At 34.3% G+C, this 18,277-nt stretch carries 22 protein-coding genes and 1 pseudogene; 20 read left to right on the top strand and 3 right to left on the bottom strand.

The window, feature by feature from the left end:
* Positions 1–111: 111 nt before the first annotated feature.
* The 10 genes from RWM24_RS00705 (at position 112) to RWM24_RS00660 (ending at position 7,693) form a co-directional block, all read left to right on the top strand.
* On the top strand, positions 112–1,020 hold the full coding sequence (locus RWM24_RS00705; RefSeq protein WP_314110626.1) for a hypothetical protein: 909 nt from the start codon (positions 112–114) through the stop codon (positions 1,018–1,020).
* An 8-nt stretch (positions 1,021–1,028) separates the two neighbouring features.
* Positions 1,029–1,247, top strand: a complete 219-nt coding sequence (locus RWM24_RS00700) for a CPCC family cysteine-rich protein (RefSeq protein WP_314110624.1) — start codon at positions 1,029–1,031, stop codon at positions 1,245–1,247.
* A 106-nt stretch (positions 1,248–1,353) separates the two neighbouring features.
* Complete coding sequence (locus RWM24_RS00695; protein ID WP_314110622.1) at positions 1,354–1,650, top strand: rhodanese-like domain-containing protein; 297 nt, start codon at positions 1,354–1,356, stop codon at positions 1,648–1,650.
* Positions 1,651–1,776: 126 nt separating this feature from the next.
* Complete coding sequence (tmk, locus tag RWM24_RS00690; RefSeq protein WP_314110620.1) at positions 1,777–2,433, top strand: dTMP kinase; 657 nt, start codon at positions 1,777–1,779, stop codon at positions 2,431–2,433.
* 1 nt (position 2,434) lies between these two features.
* Entirely contained in the window at positions 2,435–2,764 is a 330-nt protein-coding gene (locus RWM24_RS00685; RefSeq protein ID WP_227930835.1) for a cyclic-di-AMP receptor, read from the top strand.
* Positions 2,765–2,771: 7 nt separating this feature from the next.
* Complete coding sequence (holB, locus tag RWM24_RS00680; protein ID WP_314110619.1) at positions 2,772–3,725, top strand: DNA polymerase III subunit delta'; 954 nt, start codon at positions 2,772–2,774, stop codon at positions 3,723–3,725.
* A 15-nt stretch (positions 3,726–3,740) separates the two neighbouring features.
* Entirely contained in the window at positions 3,741–4,097 is a 357-nt protein-coding gene (locus RWM24_RS00675; protein WP_006703426.1) for an initiation control protein YabA, read from the top strand.
* Between the two features lie 506 nt (positions 4,098–4,603).
* Positions 4,604–6,061, top strand: coding sequence for an arylsulfatase (locus tag RWM24_RS00670; protein ID WP_399539140.1), 1,458 nt, complete (start codon positions 4,604–4,606; stop codon positions 6,059–6,061).
* Entirely contained in the window at positions 6,061–6,933 is an 873-nt protein-coding gene (locus RWM24_RS00665; protein ID WP_314110614.1) for a formylglycine-generating enzyme family protein, read from the top strand. Before RWM24_RS00670 ends, RWM24_RS00665 begins: the two co-directional genes overlap by 1 nt.
* A complete protein-coding gene (locus RWM24_RS00660; protein ID WP_314110612.1) occupies positions 6,914–7,693 on the top strand; it encodes a sulfite exporter TauE/SafE family protein in 780 nt (259 codons plus the stop codon). Before RWM24_RS00665 ends, RWM24_RS00660 begins: the two co-directional genes overlap by 20 nt.
* A 501-nt stretch (positions 7,694–8,194) precedes the next feature.
* On the opposite strand, the gene rsmI is transcribed toward RWM24_RS00660, so the two are convergent.
* The 3 genes from rsmI to RWM24_RS00645 are packed head-to-tail and all read right to left on the bottom strand — an operon-like array spanning position 8,195 to position 10,141.
* On the bottom strand, positions 8,195–9,082 hold the full coding sequence (rsmI, locus tag RWM24_RS00655) for a 16S rRNA (cytidine(1402)-2'-O)-methyltransferase (protein WP_314110610.1): 888 nt from the start codon (positions 9,080–9,082) through the stop codon (positions 8,195–8,197).
* Positions 9,079–9,390: a GIY-YIG nuclease family protein gene (locus RWM24_RS00650; RefSeq protein ID WP_314110608.1), complete on the bottom strand. Its 312-nt coding sequence runs from the start codon at positions 9,388–9,390 to the stop codon at positions 9,079–9,081. The genes rsmI and RWM24_RS00650 overlap by 4 nt, the downstream gene beginning before the upstream one ends.
* A 4-nt stretch (positions 9,391–9,394) precedes the next feature.
* Positions 9,395–10,141 (bottom strand): tRNA1(Val) (adenine(37)-N6)-methyltransferase, encoded by a 747-nt coding sequence (locus tag RWM24_RS00645; RefSeq protein WP_314110606.1) that lies wholly within the window; start codon positions 10,139–10,141, stop codon positions 9,395–9,397.
* Between the two features lie 170 nt (positions 10,142–10,311).
* Between RWM24_RS00645 and RWM24_RS00640 the strand changes: the two genes are divergently transcribed.
* The 10 genes and pseudogenes from RWM24_RS00640 to RWM24_RS08335 all read left to right on the top strand — a co-directional run.
* Positions 10,312–11,787: a DUF4097 family beta strand repeat-containing protein gene (locus tag RWM24_RS00640; RefSeq protein WP_314110605.1), complete on the top strand. Its 1,476-nt coding sequence runs from the start codon at positions 10,312–10,314 to the stop codon at positions 11,785–11,787.
* 27 nt (positions 11,788–11,814) lie between these two features.
* Positions 11,815–12,096 carry a PspC domain-containing protein gene (locus RWM24_RS00635; RefSeq protein ID WP_314110603.1) on the top strand — a complete coding sequence of 94 codons (282 nt, stop codon included), beginning with the start codon at positions 11,815–11,817 and terminating at the stop codon, positions 12,094–12,096.
* Positions 12,097–12,100: 4 nt separating this feature from the next.
* Positions 12,101–12,448, top strand: coding sequence for a phage holin family protein (locus RWM24_RS00630; protein WP_006703435.1), 348 nt, complete (start codon positions 12,101–12,103; stop codon positions 12,446–12,448).
* A gap of 178 nt (positions 12,449–12,626) precedes the next feature.
* Positions 12,627–13,559 carry an HPr(Ser) kinase/phosphatase gene (gene hprK, locus RWM24_RS00625; RefSeq protein WP_314110600.1) on the top strand — a complete coding sequence of 311 codons (933 nt, stop codon included), beginning with the start codon at positions 12,627–12,629 and terminating at the stop codon, positions 13,557–13,559.
* 11 nt (positions 13,560–13,570) lie between these two features.
* The gene (lgt, locus tag RWM24_RS00620; protein WP_314110598.1) at positions 13,571–14,419 is read left to right on the top strand and encodes a prolipoprotein diacylglyceryl transferase; all 849 of its coding nucleotides are present in this window, start codon (positions 13,571–13,573) and stop codon (positions 14,417–14,419) included.
* A 12-nt stretch (positions 14,420–14,431) separates the two neighbouring features.
* On the top strand, positions 14,432–15,475 hold the full coding sequence (locus tag RWM24_RS00615; protein ID WP_314110596.1) for an NAD(P)H-dependent glycerol-3-phosphate dehydrogenase: 1,044 nt from the start codon (positions 14,432–14,434) through the stop codon (positions 15,473–15,475).
* Positions 15,472–16,392, top strand: coding sequence for a UTP--glucose-1-phosphate uridylyltransferase GalU (gene galU / locus RWM24_RS00610; protein WP_314110595.1), 921 nt, complete (start codon positions 15,472–15,474; stop codon positions 16,390–16,392). The genes RWM24_RS00615 and galU overlap by 4 nt, the downstream gene beginning before the upstream one ends.
* A 100-nt stretch (positions 16,393–16,492) precedes the next feature.
* On the top strand, positions 16,493–17,437 hold the full coding sequence (gene trxB, locus RWM24_RS00605) for a thioredoxin-disulfide reductase (RefSeq protein WP_314110592.1): 945 nt from the start codon (positions 16,493–16,495) through the stop codon (positions 17,435–17,437).
* 187 nt (positions 17,438–17,624) lie between these two features.
* Positions 17,625–17,777 (top strand): 50S ribosomal protein L33, encoded by a 153-nt coding sequence (gene rpmG, locus RWM24_RS00600; RefSeq protein ID WP_005607156.1) that lies wholly within the window; start codon positions 17,625–17,627, stop codon positions 17,775–17,777.
* Between the two features lie 161 nt (positions 17,778–17,938).
* A pseudogene (locus tag RWM24_RS08335) lies at positions 17,939–18,271 on the top strand (helix-turn-helix domain-containing protein); the annotation flags it as partial.
* Between the last annotated feature and the right edge of the window lie 6 nt (positions 18,272–18,277).

Raw genomic sequence — 18,277 nt, 5'->3', positions numbered from 1 at the left:
ACAGATACCCGCCATGGAATTGTTTCTCTATATACTTGATTGTTGGACGCTTACATGTATTTTTCTAATTTTTTTGCTATAATTTGAATAGGCAATTAAAGGAGGCGTATTATGTCATTTGAAACAGAAAAATTTATAACATTACTATATAAATTCTTGGATGAACATGGAGATGAATATGAAAATGATGAGGAAGCCATTGCTGATTTTCAGATGAAATATAATTTGAACATAACGATGGGCGGAGGTTTTATCGATGATTCTGATGAAGATATACTATGGGATTTGCTAGAAGAATTACATTATGCAAGACCAGGAACTCCAAAACGTAAGAAGGTTGCGAAACAAATTTTGGAAATAGAGCCAGACAATCTCGAAGCTAAGCAAGCTTTGTTTAGCTATCTACCTCGACTTGAGGAACTTTATGAGTTAGAAAAACTTGAAAGAGAAGAATATAAAAAGTTAGATCCAGAAGAGATGGGATGGGAGTATATTGAAAATCGTCCGTATCTTCGTTTAAAAGCTGATTTAGCAGGTAAATATGTTAGAAATGCTTTCTTTACAAAAGCAGAAAAGCAATATAAAGAATTGCTAGAAATGAATCCAAATGATTCACTAGGTGCTCGTTTTGAATTAATGAATGTGTATGCACATTTAGAAAAATACGATGAAGCAAAAGCATTTTTAGATGAATACGAAAAAGAATATCGTTTGAATGATTTATTGCTAGTACCGATGATGTTGGTCGCTCTTAAAGTTGGTAAAAACGAAGTAGCTGAGGATTATTATAGAAAATTATTAAAAGGTAATTCTGATGTAACGAAATTTTTACGTCTGCTGAAGAAAGAGGGAGTAGAAGGCGTAGAAATGATAGCAGATGAGCCAAATGATGGATATTATAGACCGGATAGTATGGATAGTTTAGTGTTATGCTTTGGTCGATTAGCTAAGACAATTGACTTAAACTATTTTGCTGAATGGTTAATAGTGACAAAGAAAACTTTAACGAAGAAGAAATAGAGCTCGAAATGAAGAGGAGTATTACAATAGAAAACTCTCAAAAGACTTGGGTCATAGATGGATATTTATGGTTTCATTGCCCAGTATGCGGATATGAAGTAATGGACTATGATATTTGTGATATCTGCCATTGGCAGAACACTGGAATTATAAATATTGATGGCGGACCAAACAAGATGACACTTGCAGAAGTAAAAGAAGCGTATGCTAAAGGTTTACCGATTTGATAAATTGCACCTAGAATATTCTAGGTGTTTTTTATAAGACTCAAAAGTAGGACAAGTATAGGTTATATGTTAAAATTAGAGAAAATAGAAGCAAGGGGTTAGGAAGATGAAAAGTATTTCAGCAACAGAATTTCAAACAGTTAAACAATTAGAGGAAGTCGTTTTAATTGATGTTCGTGAAAAGGATGAATATCAAGCTGGACATATTCCGGGAGCAGACAATTTCCCATTAAGTGAATTAGGTACAATTTATACGAATTTAGATAAAAATCAATCTTATTATGTCGTTTGTCAAGCAGGTGGACGTTCAGGTAGAGCGTGTGAATTTTTGGAAGCGCAAGGATTTGATGTGACTAATGTTACGGGTGGAATGAATGAGTGGCAAGGTGAAGTTGATAAATAGAGCAGTTTTCTATGTAGCGGCTAATTCTCAGGTTTTCGTTTTTCGCTAGAATCTTGAATTTTGAATTTAAGTTCATTGGAAAATATGATAAAATGAAATAGAATTTGCGAAACTAGGAGGAGTATTGTGCCGGGATTATTTATTACGATGGAAGGCCCAGATGGAGCAGGAAAAACAACTGTGATTGAAAAGCTTATTCCATTATTAGAAGAACGAACAAATGTGACCATTACTTCTACTCGAGAACCTGGAGGAAGTCGAATTGCAGAAGATATTCGACAAATTATTTTAGATGTTCAAAATGTAGAAATGGATATTCGAACAGAAGCAATTTTATATGCGGCTGCAAGAAGACAACATTTAACGGATCGAATTTTACCGAATTTAGAAAAAGGTGGCATTGTATTTTGCGACCGATTTGTAGATAGTTCATTAGTTTACCAGGGGGTAGCTCGGGGAATTGGTGTTGAAGAAGTGTATCAATTAAATCAATTTGCAACAGCAGGAAAAACACCAGATGTGACATTATATTTAGATGTTCCAGCTGAAATTGGATTAGAAAGAATTCATTTAGCAAAAGGAAATCGTCAATTTGACCGTTTAGATCAAGAGGGATTACAATTCCACAAAATGGTTCGCCAAGGATATTTGGATATTATTCCAACAGATCCTGAACGTTTTATCCAAATTGATGCAACAAAAACAGTGGATGAAGTTGTGCAAGAATGTTTAACAGCTTTAGTAGAACGTTATCCAGAATATTTTACGAATGGAGAGAGATAATATGAAATTAATTATTGCAATCGTACAAGACAAAGATAGTCATTTATTAAGCGATGAGTTTGCAAATGCAAATATTCGTGCTACTCGTTTATCTACAACAGGTGGATTTTTACGAGCAGGAAACACAACATTCTTAGTGGGAATTGAAGAAGAGCGTGTAGAAGAAGTCTTATCAATTATTCGTGAAAACTGTGAATCAAGAGAACAATTAACAACTCCTCCAGTACACTTGGATACAACATTAGAAGCAGGAATGTCAATGCCGGTTCCAATTCGTGTAGGTGGTGCAACAGTATTTGTTGTTCCAGTAGATGCTTTCTATCGTTTCTAGTATGAAGATGTTGAAGCAATCTTTTATTCATGCAGTTCAAAAAAATCGTTTAGGTCATGCGTATTTATTTGAAGGAATGCAAGGTGTTGGGAAAAGAGAACTAGCTCTATTTCTTGCAAAATTAGTTTTTTGCCAAGAGCGTGACACTCACGAAGAACCTTGTCTAAAGTGTGATTATTGTCGAAGAATTGATGAGGGAAATTTCCCTGATGTTATGGAGATTACTCCAGATGGACAGACATTAAAAGTAGACCAAATGAGAGAATTGAAACAACAATTATCCAAGACCGCAATGGAAGGGCATATGAAAGTATGTATCATCCATGATGTGGATACATTAACGACTGGAGCAGCGAACAGTCTGTTAAAATTTCTAGAAGAACCAGAGTCTTCGATATTATTTTTATTATTAACAAGCCGACTTAGCAAAGTATTACCAACGATTCAATCTCGTTGTCAAATTATTCATTTTGCAACGCCTGTTATGGATACTTTAACGAATCGATTAGAAGAAGCAGGAGTAATCCCTTCTGTTTCTCGTTTATTAGCGACACTGACAAGTGATTTGGATGAGGCATTAGAATTAGCCAACAGTGAATCATTCCAACAATTGCGTCAAGATAGCTGGCAATGGTATACACGAGTATTCCAAAATCGTTCAATGGCATTTGTAACGATTCAGTCACAAATGATGCCGTTACTAACTTCAAAGGCTGAAGGTCAACGGTTTTTAGAATTGTTATCCATTTATGTGAGAGATTCTCTTTATATGGCTATAGGTGCCAACAAGCAAATCATTCAAAAAGATAAAGCAGCTACGTTACAAACAATTGCGAATCAGTTATCTGTACAAAAATGGATTGAATTACATGAAAAGACGAGTAGAGTTTTAGAAAAAGTTCAATCAAATGTAGGAATACAAGCAGCCCTGGAACAATGGGTATTAATGATTCCTAAGTAAGAAAGGAGAGATGGTATGACGAATCGTCAATTATATGACCGAGTAGAACAATTAAAAAGACAAGTTCATCAGCAATTAGAATTGTTAGAAGAAATTAGTCAAGAATTACAAGTAGTCATTGAAGAAAATCATAACTTAACGATGGAAAATCTTCACTTAAAAGAACGATTAGATACCATCGACGAATCTGTTCCCACGGATCAATCAAACGAGCAGGTGGAACAAAAGAAAAAACGTAGTCAGTCATTAATTAATTTGGAAAATATTTACGACCAAGGCTTCCATATTTGTAATTTTTATTATGGAAAACGTCGTGATAATGATGAAAACTGCATGTTTTGTACCGAAATTTTATTTAGTGAAAAACAGTAATAGAATAACAGACTAAAAAATACTTTTCGATTAGTAGCAAGGACGCAAGCAGCCTCGCAAAAGCGAGTCTCATTGCTAAACTTTGAGCCTAGGTCTCGAAGTTTCCTGTAATATAAGCCAGTATGGCTTATATTACTACTGCTACGGGAAAAGTGTTTTTTAGTCTGTTATTCTAGGTTCTATCATGATATTTGGTTGATATGTAAATGACGTAGAATACTAGGAACTGATGCATTTTCTCCGTAGCAAAAGTAATATAAACCGTGCAACGGCTTATATTACAGGTGAAATTTGAGACCCAGGCTCAAATTTTAGCCATGAGACAGCATAAGCTGGCTGCTGGCGACCTTGCTACTATTAGAAAATGCATCAGTTGCTAGTATTCGTTTTTTTTAAAAGAAAACAATATCTTGATAAAATGAAGCAATATATTATGCAAGGTTAACCTTTCTATAAAAAATACAATCGTTTATAATAAAAATACGTAAGAAATGGGAGTGAAAGATATGAAACAAAAACCAAATGTTATTTTATTAATGGTGGATCAAATGAGAGCCGATGCACTATCTTTTAATGATCCAAACCATTTTGCGATAACACCAACTTTAGATATGATGGCTTCTTTAGGATATAATTTCGAACAAGCCTATTCTCCTGTTCCGAGTTGTGTACCAGCACGTGCAGCCCTATTAACCGGAATGGATCAGTCTTCTACCGGTCGTGTAGGGTATGAAGATGAAGTTCCTTGGAATTATACGAATACATTACCTCAAACGTTTAGAGATTGGGGATACCAAACAGAGTGTATTGGGAAAATGCACGTTTACCCATCAAGAAAAAGAATGGGATTTGATCACGTAGTATTACATGATGGATATTTACATGTCGATCGAAAATATGACAAAGCTTATGGACAGAATTTTGAAGCTTCTAGTGATTATTTAGAATTTTTGAAAAAAGAATTAGGTCACGATATTGATATGATTGATGATGGTGTCAATTGTAATTCGTGGGATGTTCGTCCTTGGGAATTGCCAGAAAAATATCATCCAACGAACTGGGTAGTAAGCGAGTCAATTCAATTTTTAAAACGTAGAGATCCTTCTGTGCCATTTTTCTTAAAAATGTCATTTGAAAAACCACATGCACCTTTAAATCCACCAAAATATTTTTATGATTTATATATGGATGCATTGCCAGATGAAACAGATTTGCATATTGGAAACTGGGAACGACTAGAAGAAAAAATTCCAGACTTATATGCTCATCGTGGAAAATTAAAACCAGACGCTCAAAAAAGAATGTTAGCAGCTTATTATGGCTTAGTTTCTCATATTGATAATCAAATTAGCCGTTTCTTAACAGCGTTGGAAGAATTTGATTTAGATAAAAATACGATTATTTGGTTTGTATCCGATCATGGGGATCAATTAGGAGAACATTATTTATTTAGAAAAGCCTATCCTTATCAAGGAAGTATTAAAGTTCCATCATTTATTTATGATCCAGGAAATATCATTGCAGCCAGTCATAAAACAATTAAGCAATTAGTAAAATTACAAGATATTTTCCCTTCATTAGTTGATTTAGCGCTTGGAGAACATGTAGAAGTGGATGGAAAGAGTGTGAAGCAATTATTGTTTGGGCATTATGAAGGGTGGAGACAAGATTTCCATGGGGAACATAGTAAGGGAGTCGATTCTTGTCAATTTGTCTTAACTCAAGATTGGAAGTTCATTTGGTATCCTGTAAAAGATGAATACCAATTATTCCATATGCCAACGGATCCAAATGAAATGAAGAATTTAATAACAGAAGAAAGTTATGCTCCAGTTATTGAAGAGTTAACAGCGAAACTAGTGCAATATTTACAAAATCGTCCGGAAGGATTTGTAAAAGATGGACAATTACATCAAGTGCCAGTAGAAGCGATTCGTGCGACTCTTTATAAGGAGGAAGCATAATGGAATTTGTTCAAATACCAGCAGGGAAATTCTTAATGGGAGATTCTACTCATCAAGGATTTGTAGAAGATTATGAAGGTCCAGCTGTTGAAAAAGAAGTTCATGCATTTGAAATGGCAAAAACTCCGGTGACAAATGCAGAATTTTTAGAATTTGTACAAGCCACTGGTTATCAAACTTTAGCAGAAAGATTAGGAGATTCCTATGTATTTCATTTATTGTTGCCTGAGGAAAAAAGGGAGAATTATCCTCATGTAACAGGCTCTCCTTGGTGGAAAGTTGTGCCAAACGCTCATTGGGCACAGCCGTTTGGAGAAGGGTCTAGTATAGAGGGTATTGAAGATCATCCAGTCGTTCATATTGCATTAGAAGATGCTATTGTGTATTGTCGATGGGCAAAGGTGCAATTGCCAACGGAAGTGCAATGGGAATATGCAGCTAGAGCAATGAGTACAAGTACTTATCCTTGGGGAGAGGAGTTAGTACCTGAATCAGGATATCGTGCGAATACATGGCAAGGAGATTTTCCAAATGTCAATGACGCATTAGATGGATTTGTAGGAACAGCTCCTGTGTATTCATTTGAACCAAATGATTTTGGATTGTATCAAATGATTGGAAATGTTTGGGAATGGTGTAGTCATCCAAGAGGTATTGTTTTACCTTTAGTAGAAGAGAGAATTTCCTTGGATTCAATAAAACCTAGTGGAGAATTTGCGATTCGTGGGGGATCATTTTTATGTCATTGTTCCTATTGTAATCGATATCGAGTAGCTGCTAGAAATGGCGCCTTTGTAACGTCTACAACAAGTCATATGGGATTTCGTTGTGTCCGTTTTGAGGAGGGATCATATGTACGTAGCAATTTATAGCATCATCGTCTGGATTGCGACCTTTATTGGCGCAATAACGGGATTAGGTGGAGGAATTATTATTAAACCGGCTTTTGATTTTGTTGGGTTAGATCAAGCAGCGATGATTAGTGTGTATTCGACAATTGCAGTATTTTCCATGTGTATCGTGTCGCTCTATAAAAGATGGGATGATGTAAAAAATAGTCAGCGAAAAATTTCTATGGGACTTTCGATAGGATCGATTATAGGCGGATTATCTGGGGAACAAATTTTTCAGATGGCTTTACAATATTGGGGGAATCGATTCGTAAGTTTATCTCAATCGATTTTGTTAGTAATCATTCTTGTGGGGATTATTGTGTATGCTTTTTTCCAAGAAAAAATTTCGACGCACTCCTTAAATCATTTACTTGGGATTATGGTTTTAGGATGGGGTGTAGGTTTAGTATCTGTTTTCCTTGGAATTGGCGGAGGACCTTTGAATATTGTGCTGTTATTATATTTCTTTTCAATGAAATCAAAAGAAGCAGCATTTTATTCGATTCAAATGATTTTCTTTGCGCAAATTATGAAAATGGGTTCGATTGTGACGCATTTGCAACAGATTGAGTGGAATGGTTTTTTAGTGATTTTGATTATTGTTTTTGCATTTCTAGGTGGATATTTTGGGACAAAAATTCAAAAGAAATTAACCCACCAACAAGTACTAACTTGTTACCATTTATTGATGATTTTATTACTATTTATCAATTTGTATAATGTGTACCAACGACTATGAATAAAAATACAGAAAAAGCTTTTTAGTTGCAAGGTCGCCAGCAGCCTCGCTATGCGAGTCTCATGGCTAGAATTCGAGCCACAGTCTCGAATTCTCCCTGTAAAATAATCCAATAGTTATATTGGATTATTTTACTAATGCTACTAAAAAGCTTTTTCTGTATTTTTACTGTTCCAAAAAAGTACTTAAGATGACAAAGAAAATAAGATAGGGAATATATTGACTTCCGTGAAAAAAGCAGGAATGATAGATACGGATACGGATAATTGACAAAAATTTAGTAGTGCGAATTTTTCAGTATTTGTGTAAAAGATGAACAAAAATAATAAAAACTAGAACAGACTTTTTTTAGTAGCAAAAATAATATTATCCGATAGGTATATTGGATAATATTATAGGGAAATTTCGAGACCAGGGCTCGAAATTTAGCCATGAGACAGCATTAGCTGGCTGCTGGCGACCTTGCAACTAAAGGAAGTCTGTTCTAGGTTTTATTTCCGTTTATTCTTGGTGAATCAACTTATAAACGTCTTGTTTTTTTAGTTGGTTCTGTTTTGCCACCCATTTAATGGCATCTTTTTGAGAAAGTTGTTGGTGTTCCATTGCCCATTGGACTTGTTCTTCTAAACTTAAATGTTCGCAAGAAGAAGTCTCTTCCGTAGCAACACTCGTTGTTACCTCATCAGGACGAGTAGTCCCAATTAAAATACAACATTCGCCTTTCAATTCTTCTTCCTCACACAGTGTTTTCAATTCTAAAGCAGTTCCACGAATAAATTCTTCATGCTTTTTCGTCAATTCTCGACATAAAACGACTTCTTTTTCTTCACCATAAACTTGAGCAATAAGACTAAAACAATCCTCTAATCGATAAGGAGACTCATATAAAATTACCGTTTCGCTATGACTCGATAAAGCTGTTAACTCAGCCACTCGATCTTTTTTCTTTCTAGGAAGAAATCCATAAAAATAAAATGGTTGAGGAACTAATCCAGATGCAATCAGTGCAGTAATCGCAGCATTAGCACCCGGTAATGGAATAACAGTAATTCCTTCTTGAATACAAGCTTGAACAAGTTCAAATCCTGGATCACTAATCGAAGGAGTTCCGGCATCACTGACTTGAGCAATATTTTTTCCTTCTTTTAACCATTCGATAACAGAAGGAATTCGTTCCTGTGTGTTATGTTCATGGAAACTTTTTTGTGGAGTTTGGATTTCAAAATGATTTAATAATTTCTGAGTATGTCTTGTGTCCTCTGAAAGAATAAAATCGACTTCTTGTAATGTTTTAATGGAACGAAAAGTCATATCGTCTAAATTCCCAATAGGAGTAGGAATTAAGTATAACTTTCCATAAGGGGATTCTTCAAAACTTTTTTGTCTCATGACAGTTCCTCCTGTTGTAATAATTGAATGATAGGCTTGGCTGTTTTTCTAATTTTCACACCTTGGCTGGTTAGATAGTTTATTTTTTGGCTACGTGTTTGTTGTTTAAAAGCATATTCTGCTTTCAGCGCTTCGGATTTTGTAGCATATTCTTTGGCATATAATAGGGTAATAGGACGTCTTGTTTTTGTATATTTAGCCCCTGTTCCGTTATTATGAGCCATGATTCTTTTTTCTACGTTTGTCGTATATCCTGTGTATAAAGTGTTATCCTTGCATAAGGCAATATATATAAAATGTGTTCCCATCTCATTAACCCCATAATACTTCTTTTAATTTATCCGTATATTGATTATTTTCATCAAAAATAGTAATCGGTGGTAAAATACGAACGCCACCTGGTTGCCCATCTTTTATAAATTCAACTAGGACAATATTACTTTCTTTTCCTTCTTTAGGATGAATGAACTGAATCCGTTTTGGCTCTAGTCGGTATTGTCTTGCCGTTGTTAAAATGTCGGTCAGACGATCTGGACGATGAACAATAAAGGCTTTGCCTTTCATCTTTAGTAATCCGGATATATTTTGTAGCAATTCTTCTAATGGTAAATGAATTTCATGACGAGCAATGGTGAAAGCTTCTTTTTGATTGACGAGCGCTTGTTCTTGTAATTTAAAATAAGGAGGATTACACGTGATGTAATCGATGGAGTCTTTCTTTAGAATCGTTGTAATTTCTCGAACATCTGCTTGGATTATTTCTACTTTTTCTTCTAATTGATTGAGTTGAATGGTTCGATTTGCCATATCACATAAGGCTTCTTGTAATTCAACGCCAAGAATTTTATTGTTCGTTTTAGCACTGAGTAAAAAGCTGACGACTCCATTTCCTGTACATAAGTCTACAATTGTTGCTTTTCTTTGCTGAGGGATAGTAGCAAAGTCACTTAATAATACTGCATCAATTGAAAAGGAAAATACTTCTGAACTTTGGATAATATCAATATTTTCTCGTTCTAATCTATCTAGTCTTTCATGTGGTTTTAACTCAATTGTCATAAAGGCTCCTTACATTCATCCAATATAGTAGGTTTATTTTAGCATAGAAGGGAAGACTCTGTACAAAAATATATTTTTAAGAATCAAACTTAAGACCTATGACATCTAAAATGGAAAAAGGCATAATAGACTTGTAAATGAAATTAGTTAAACAAATGGAGGAATCCGATATGAATGAAAAAGAACGTATTTTAGATTTAGTAAAAAAAGGAGTGATTAGCTCGCAAGAAGCGATTTCCTTATTAGAAGAGCTAGGAAAAAATCAAGGTGAAGCTTCAAAAGTGAGTGAGCAAGAGAAAAAAGATGCATCCACTTACCAAAAAGAAGATGAAAAACGATTTGATACAGTATTAGACAGCATCGCATCTGTTGTCACAAATTTTTCAAGTGAATTTGATGAAGAATTTGAAACATTAAATCAAGTGACTCAACAAGTGAAACAAAAAGAAGAAAGAATCGAAGAACTTCATTCAGCAAAAGCTCTTGATAAACTAACTGTAGAACAAGAAATGGAATTACAAAGACTCACTGAAGAATTAGAAGTCTTGCGTTCTCAACAAAGAAGTTTAGAAGAAGAGAAAAAAGCAGCACAAGATGAAATGAAACGATTGAAAAAAGAAGAGTTTGATGAAAAAATTAAAAAAGCCAAACAAAAAATTGAAGAAACAGATTGGCAACAAACAACAAGTGATTCTTTATCACAGTTAGGAGGAATCATTGGACGCTTTGCAGGACAATTTGCGAAAGCAGCTGCTGAAACAGCACGTAATGTAAGTGTGACGATTAAAGATCATCCAAACTTTTCAACGATGTCTCCATTTTTCTATAAAACTAGTCATTCATATGCCTTTGAAGAAGAATTTGGAGAAATTGGCATTATTGAAATTAAAGTGGCAAATGGTGATATCAAAATGAAAACTGCTCCTCAGTCAACTGTAACGATTGAAGGAGAATTTCGATTAAATGAAGAATTTGAAACGCAAGAAGAAATTGAACAATATATTAATGAACGATTGAATGTTAGTCTAGAGAACGATACATTTAAATTCTTCGTCCCAAGTAAAAAAGTTTACGCAGATGTTACCTTTGTTTTCCCAGAAAAAGAGTATGATTATGTCAGTGTTAAAGGGTTGAATAGTGGGATTCGTATGAAAGATTTCACTGGGAAAGATTTTTATGCAGAATCACAAAATGGAGAAGTTTCTGTTAAAAATGTGAGTGGAACGATGTTAGAACTTACAAGTAAAAACGGAACGATTAAACAATTGGATGGACAATTCAAAGATTCCATTTTAGATGGAACAAATGGTAATATTATTTTTGATGCAGAAGCAGAAAGTGCAACACTAAAAACAGTGAATGGTTCTATTAAAGTGAAGAAAGTATCCCAAAATGCAAAACAAATTATGGCTAAAACCGTAAATGGAAGTGTATATTTAGACGTGCCTGAATCATTAGAATTAGAAGCAGCTTTAAGTACATCACTAGGGAAATTACATTATGATGATGCACAATATGAAGTCATTAAACATGAAAAAACAGTGACAAGTCATTTAGTCGTTTTAAGAAGACAAAAAGAAACAGTTCCTGTTAGAATTACAGGGAAAACAACGACTGGAAGTGTGACATTAAATCCGGTACAATAGAGATAAATTCGTAAAGAGGAGAAAATTATGAAAAGAAAAAAATTAATGCGTTCTAAAGATAATCGTATACTAGCAGGGGTTATAGGTGGACTTGCAGAATATTTAGACGTTGATGCAAGTATTTTAAGAGTCATCTTTGTATTGTTAACATGGTCAGGAATGCCAATCTTATTATATATTTTACTAGCGATTATTATTCCATCAGACAAAAGATCAAGAAATCAAAACTATTATTATGATTCTTACAATCGACCAAGAAAAGAAGCTCGCAAAGTAGAAGAAGACGATTCTGATTGGAGTGACTTTTAGGTAAATGTTTTTAAGAAAAATCGCTATTAACACAGTTGGATTTATGGTCATTGCAGCATTGCTCCCTCAATTCGTTGTCACTAATTGGGGATCAGCTTTGTTTGCGGCGATTGTTTTATCGATATTAAATGTTGTCGTGAGACCAATTTTGATGATTGCCTTTATTCCATTAATTGCAGCAAGTTTTGGTGTGTTTATGTTAATTATTAATGCGCTAATACTTTGGTTAATGATGGGAATTGTTCCAGGAATTCACGTGACATCGTTTTGGATGTTAATCGTTGTTAGTGTGTTATTAAATATTTTTAGAAAATTTGTTGAAAATTTCTTCAAGGAAGAAGAATATTATTAGAATAAAAATGACTTTTCATGAGTAGTAATAAACAGCTACTGTGGAGAGTCATTTTTTGTTTCAGTCATCTGGACTTAGAAAAGTATTAGAGAATCTATTAAGTTTTGATATAGAATTTACCCGAGAAGTATAAAAATGTGGTATGATAGAATAGAATAAGTAGAAAATGAGGGATGATATGAAATCAATCGTAACCATAGAAAAACTTGCTGAAAAACTGCATTTAAAACCATTACATGGTTTAGAATATTTAGATAGAGAAATTACTACAAGTGAAATTTCAAGACCAGGACTAGAATTAGCAGGATATTTTAACTTTTATCCAGCAGAAAGAATTCAATTATTAGGAAGAACAGAATTATCTTTTGCAGAGCAATTATCTTCACGCACAAGATTAAAAACAATGCGTCGATTATGTACTCCTGAAACACCTTGTTTTGTGATATCTAGAAAATTATTACCACCAGAAGAGTTAGTTCAAGCAGCTGAGGAAGCAAAAATTCCTATTTTACAAGCAAGCTCAAGAACGACTCATGTATCAAGTAGTGTTACAAACTATTTAGAGAGTCGCTTAGCCCCTCGTATGTCCATGCATGGAGTACTTGTGGATGTGTATGGAATTGGGATGTTAATTACTGGTGAAAGTGGCGTGGGTAAATCTGAAACGGCGTTAGAATTAGTTCAAAAAGGTCACCGTCTCGTAGCAGATGACCGAGTGGAATTATACCAACATGATGAATTAACGCTTGTAGGGGAAGCACCTGAAATTTTAAATAATTTAATTGAAATTCGTGGAATTGGGATTGTTGATGTAATGACATTGTTTGGTGCTGGGGCAATTTTAGATTCGAAACAAGTGGATTTATTAGTTCATTTAGAAAACTGGACACCTGATAAACAGTATGATCGTTTAGGTGGAGCAGCTGAACCAACTGAAATTATGGGAGTTACAATTCCAAAAATGAGAATTCCTGTTAAGACTGGTCGAAATGTATCGATCATTTTAGAAGTTGCAGCAATGAATTTCCGTGCGAAAAAAATGGGCTATGATGCAACAAAAACATTCGAAGAGCGTTTAGGGCAATTAATTGCTGAAAACAGCCAACGTTAGGAGGATGAGAGATGAATGAATTTTTACTTCAAACGATTAATCCAATAGCAATCGAAATTGGACCTTTACAAGTTCGTTGGTATGGTATCATTATTGCTTCAGCGATTTATATTGCAGCAACTTTAGCCGATAGAGAAGCAACGAAAAAAGGATTTCGTAAAGATTTTGTAGTTGATTTAGTATTTTGGGCGATTCCTTTAGCTTTTTTAGGAGCAAGATTTTATTATGTCTTGTTTGAGTGGAAACATTATATTGCTAACCCAATTGATATTATAAAAATTTGGGAAGGTGGTATCGCTATTTATGGTGGATTAATTGCTGGAGCTTTAACAACGTATTGGTTTTGTAAGAAGGAAGAAGTTTCTTTTACGTTGTTATTAGATATTTTAGCGCCAGTTGTTTTATTAGCGCAGTCTATTGGACGTTGGGGAAATTTCACGAATCAAGAAGCTCATGGTGCGGAAGTTACGAGACAATTTTTAGAAAATCTTCATTTACCAAGTTTTATTATTGAACAAATGAATATTGATGGTGTTTATTATCATCCGACTTTCTTATATGAATCATTATGGTCAGCTTTAGGAGTTATTTTATTAGTTATCTTAAGAAAGAAAGCTCCTATTAAAGTTGGGGAAATTGCGGCTACTTATTTGATTTGGTATGGATGTGGTCGTTTTGTCATTGAAGGAATGCGTACAGATAGTTTATGGTTATTTGGAGTGTTGCGTGTTTCTCAAGCATTATCTTTAATTTTAGTAATTGGTGCAATTGTCTGGGTATGGATGCAAAGAAGCAACCATCCACAGAGACCTACTTATGTATCCGTTGATGATCCAAAATCATCGGATTTATGGATTTAAAGGAGTCAGTTTATGAAACAAAAAATTGCAATTTTAGGAGCAGGTTCTTGGGGAACAGCATTAGCTATGGTTTTACAAGATAATGGTCATGAAGTATGTTTATGGGGAAATAATGCTTCTCAAATTGAAGAAATCAATACAAAGCATATGAATCATCAATATTTACCTGAAGTTATTCTAAATGATGAAATTTATGCAACGACTAATTTAACAAAAGCTCTATTAGGGGTGAATGCTGTTTTATTTGTTCTGCCAACTAAGGTCATTCGTTCAGTAGCAAAACAAGTGGCACCTTTATTAGAAGGAAATCCTGTCATTATTCATGCTAGTAAAGGACTAGAACAAGAGAGTTATTTGAGAATTTCCGAAATTTTAAAACAAGAATTACCGAAAGAAAAGTACCAAGATATTGTGGTACTTTCTGGACCAAGTCATGCAGAAGAAGTTGCTAAACAAGATTTAACTACCATTACTGCTGCATGTGCTGAATTATCTTCTGCACAAATTGTCCAACAATTATTTAGTAATTCGTATTTCAGAGTGTATACGAATACGGACGTTATAGGTGTGGAATTAGGAGCGGCATTAAAAAATGTCATTGCAGTTGGTGCGGGTGCTTTACATGGTTTAGGCTATGGAGATAACGCTAAAGCAGCTTTAATGACTCGTGGATTAACAGAGATTAGTCGATTAGGAGTAGCGTTCGGAGCAGATCCATTAACATTTATTGGATTAAGTGGTGTTGGCGATTTAATTGTAACTTGTACAAGTGTTCACTCAAGAAACTGGCGTGCAGGGGATCAATTAGGTCAAGGAAAATCTTTAGAGAATATTTTAGAAAATATGGGAATGGTTGTTGAAGGTGTTGAAACATGTAAAGCAGCTTACAAATTAGCCCAGTCAAAAGGAATTGAAATGCCGATTACAAATGCTGTGTACAATATTTTATATAATGGGAAAAATATTAAAGCAGAAATTTTGCAATTGATGGAAAGAGAAAGAAAATCTGAAGTTTCATTAAAATCACATCAAGAACAAATGGAGGTATCACAATGAAAAAAGTCAAAAAAGCTGTTATTCCAGCGGCAGGATTAGGAACACGTTTATTACCAGCAACAAAAGCAATGGCAAAGGAAATGTTGCCAATTGTAGATAAACCAACTATTCAGTATATTGTAGAAGAAGCATTAGCTTCAGGAATTGAAGAAATTTTAATTGTTACTGGTAAGAGTAAACGTCCAATTGAAGATCACTTTGACTCTAATATTGAATTAGAATCGAATTTGGAAGCAAAAGGAAAGACTGAATTACTTGAATTAGTTCAAGAAACAACAGGAATTAAATTGTACTTTGTTCGTCAATCTTATCCTAAAGGACTTGGAGATGCTGTATTACAAGCAAAAGCATTTATTGGTGGAGAACCATTTGTCGTAATGCTTGGTGATGATATTGTTAAAGCAGAAGTACCATTAACAAGACAATTAATTGAAGGGTATGAAAAAACTCATGCTTCAAATATTGCAGTTATGGAAATTCCACTGGAAGATACGAATAAGTATGGAATTATCGAACCAGAAAGCAAAGTAGCGGATAATATGTATAATGTTCGTCATTTTGTAGAAAAACCAAAACCAGAAGATGCACCAAGTAATTTAGCGATTATTGGACGTTACTTATTAACTCCTGAAATTTTTGATATTTTAGAAAAACAAGAACCAGGAGCTGGTGGAGAAATTCAATTAACAGATGCAATTGATACATTAAATCAAACACAACGTGTATTTGCGAAGAAATTTGAAGGTACAAGATACGATGTTGGAAATAAACTTGGCTATATGACAACAAGTATCGAGTTTGGATTAGAGCATCCAGAAATTAAGAATGAACTAAAAGATTATATTATTGATTTAGCACATCGTTTAGAAGGGAAATCTTCAAGCAAGAAAGTTGTTGAATCAGCTGAAAAAGAATAAAATAGAATAGAACATAAAAAGACTGAACAACAAAAATTGCAATAGAGCAGTAGTTTTTGTTCAGTCTTCTTTTATAACTGAAGGTAAAGGAGATTTGATAATGGAAGAAAGAACAATTTATGATGTGATTATTATTGGTTCAGGTCCTGGAGGAATGACAGCAGCATTATATGCTTCACGTGCAAATTTAAAAACATTAATTTTAGAAAAAGGAGTTCCTGGAGGAGAGTTATTAAATACTTCTGATGTAGAAAATTATCCAGGATTTTCAAATATTAGTGGACCAGATTTAGCTGATAATATGTATAAAGGTGCAATGCAATTTGGTGCAGAATATGCTTATGGCAATGTAAGTGGCATTGAAGTGGATGGAGATTTACGTATTGTTCATGCTGGTAAAAAATCATATGCCGCTTATGCAGTAGTGATTGCCACTGGTTCTTATCACCGTAAATTAGGAGTTCCTGGAGAAGAAGAGTATTCAGGAAGAGGCGTTTCTTATTGTGCGGTGTGTGATGGAGCTTTCTTCAAAGGTAGTGATTTATTAGTTATCGGTGGAGGAGACTCTGCAGTTGAAGAAGGAACTTATTTAACACAATTTGCCAATAAAGTGACGATAGTTCATCGTAGAGATGCGTTGCGTGCACAAAAGATTTTACAAGATCGAGCATTTGCGAATGAAAAAATGGACTTTTTATGGAATAAAGCTGTAGAAGAAATTTCAGGAGACGAACAAAAAGTGACTCATGTTACATTGAGAGATACTCAAACTCAAGAACTTTCTCAAGTAGAAGCAGCTGGAGTATTCATTTATGTTGGCTTATTACCGTTGACAGAGCCATTTAAAGATTTAGGTATTACAAATGAAGAAGGCTGGATTGTCACAAATGAAAAAATGGAAACAAGTATTCCTGGTATTTATGCAGTAGGGGATGTGCGTCAAAAACATTTAAGACAAATTACAACAGCTGTTGGTGATGGTGGGATTGCCGGAAATGAAACTTATCACTATGTAGAAGCTATTAAGGGAAAATTAGCGGAATAAGAGACGAAAATTATTATTAGATTTGTCGAATGACTAGAAGTTACTTTGAAACTTTACGGAGGAACAAATTATTTGGAATTTGTAGTAGAGCCATTGACAAAGGTCTAGGATTTTGTTATTATAAACAGGCAAATCGTAAAAAAATCGATGAGTTATTGAATCTATTTGGAAATGAGAGGTGTCATTCATGCGTATCAACATTTTATTAGAATGTGCTGAAACAGGTGAACGTTTATACTTAACAAGCAAAAATAAACGTAACAACCCAGAACGTTTAGAATTAAAAAAATATTCTCCAAAATTACGTAAACACGTTGTTTTCAAAGAAACTAAAAAGTAATTTCGAGAAAAGTAAATGGAAGGTCAAGCGAAGCTTGGCCTTTTTTTCTTGTTATGAGCGAGAAATGGAATTTTCTGAGGTAGCAAAGGACGCAAGCAGCCTCGCTGTACCGACCCCAAAAAGTTGGACCAAAAATCTAACTTTTGGAGGTCGGTATTTTTATGGCTAAATATGACTTTGAATTTAAGAAGAAAGTTGTGGAAGCATATCTTCGGGGAGAAGGTGGCTATCAAATTTTAAGTAAAAAATTTGGTTTAAAATCTACTAGGCAAATTGGTTATTGGGTAAAAGCCTACAAAAAATTTGGCGATGAAGGATTAAAAGTTTTGGAGAATGGACGTGTATACCCTTTTGAATTAAAACTATTAGTGGTAGAATCCTACTTGAAGGGAAATGGTTCTTATAGTAAATTAGGCTTAAAATATGGAATTTTAAATCATAGGGTCATCGGTTCTTGGGTTAAAAAATATAAAAAAGATGGTCCTGAAGCTTTAAGAAAT

This window comes from uncultured Granulicatella sp. (assembly GCF_963516875.1).
GTDB lineage: Bacteria > Bacillota > Bacilli > Lactobacillales > Aerococcaceae > Granulicatella.
Note: the sequence above shows the minus strand (reverse complement) of the source record. Positions and strands in the feature narration are given on the sequence as shown.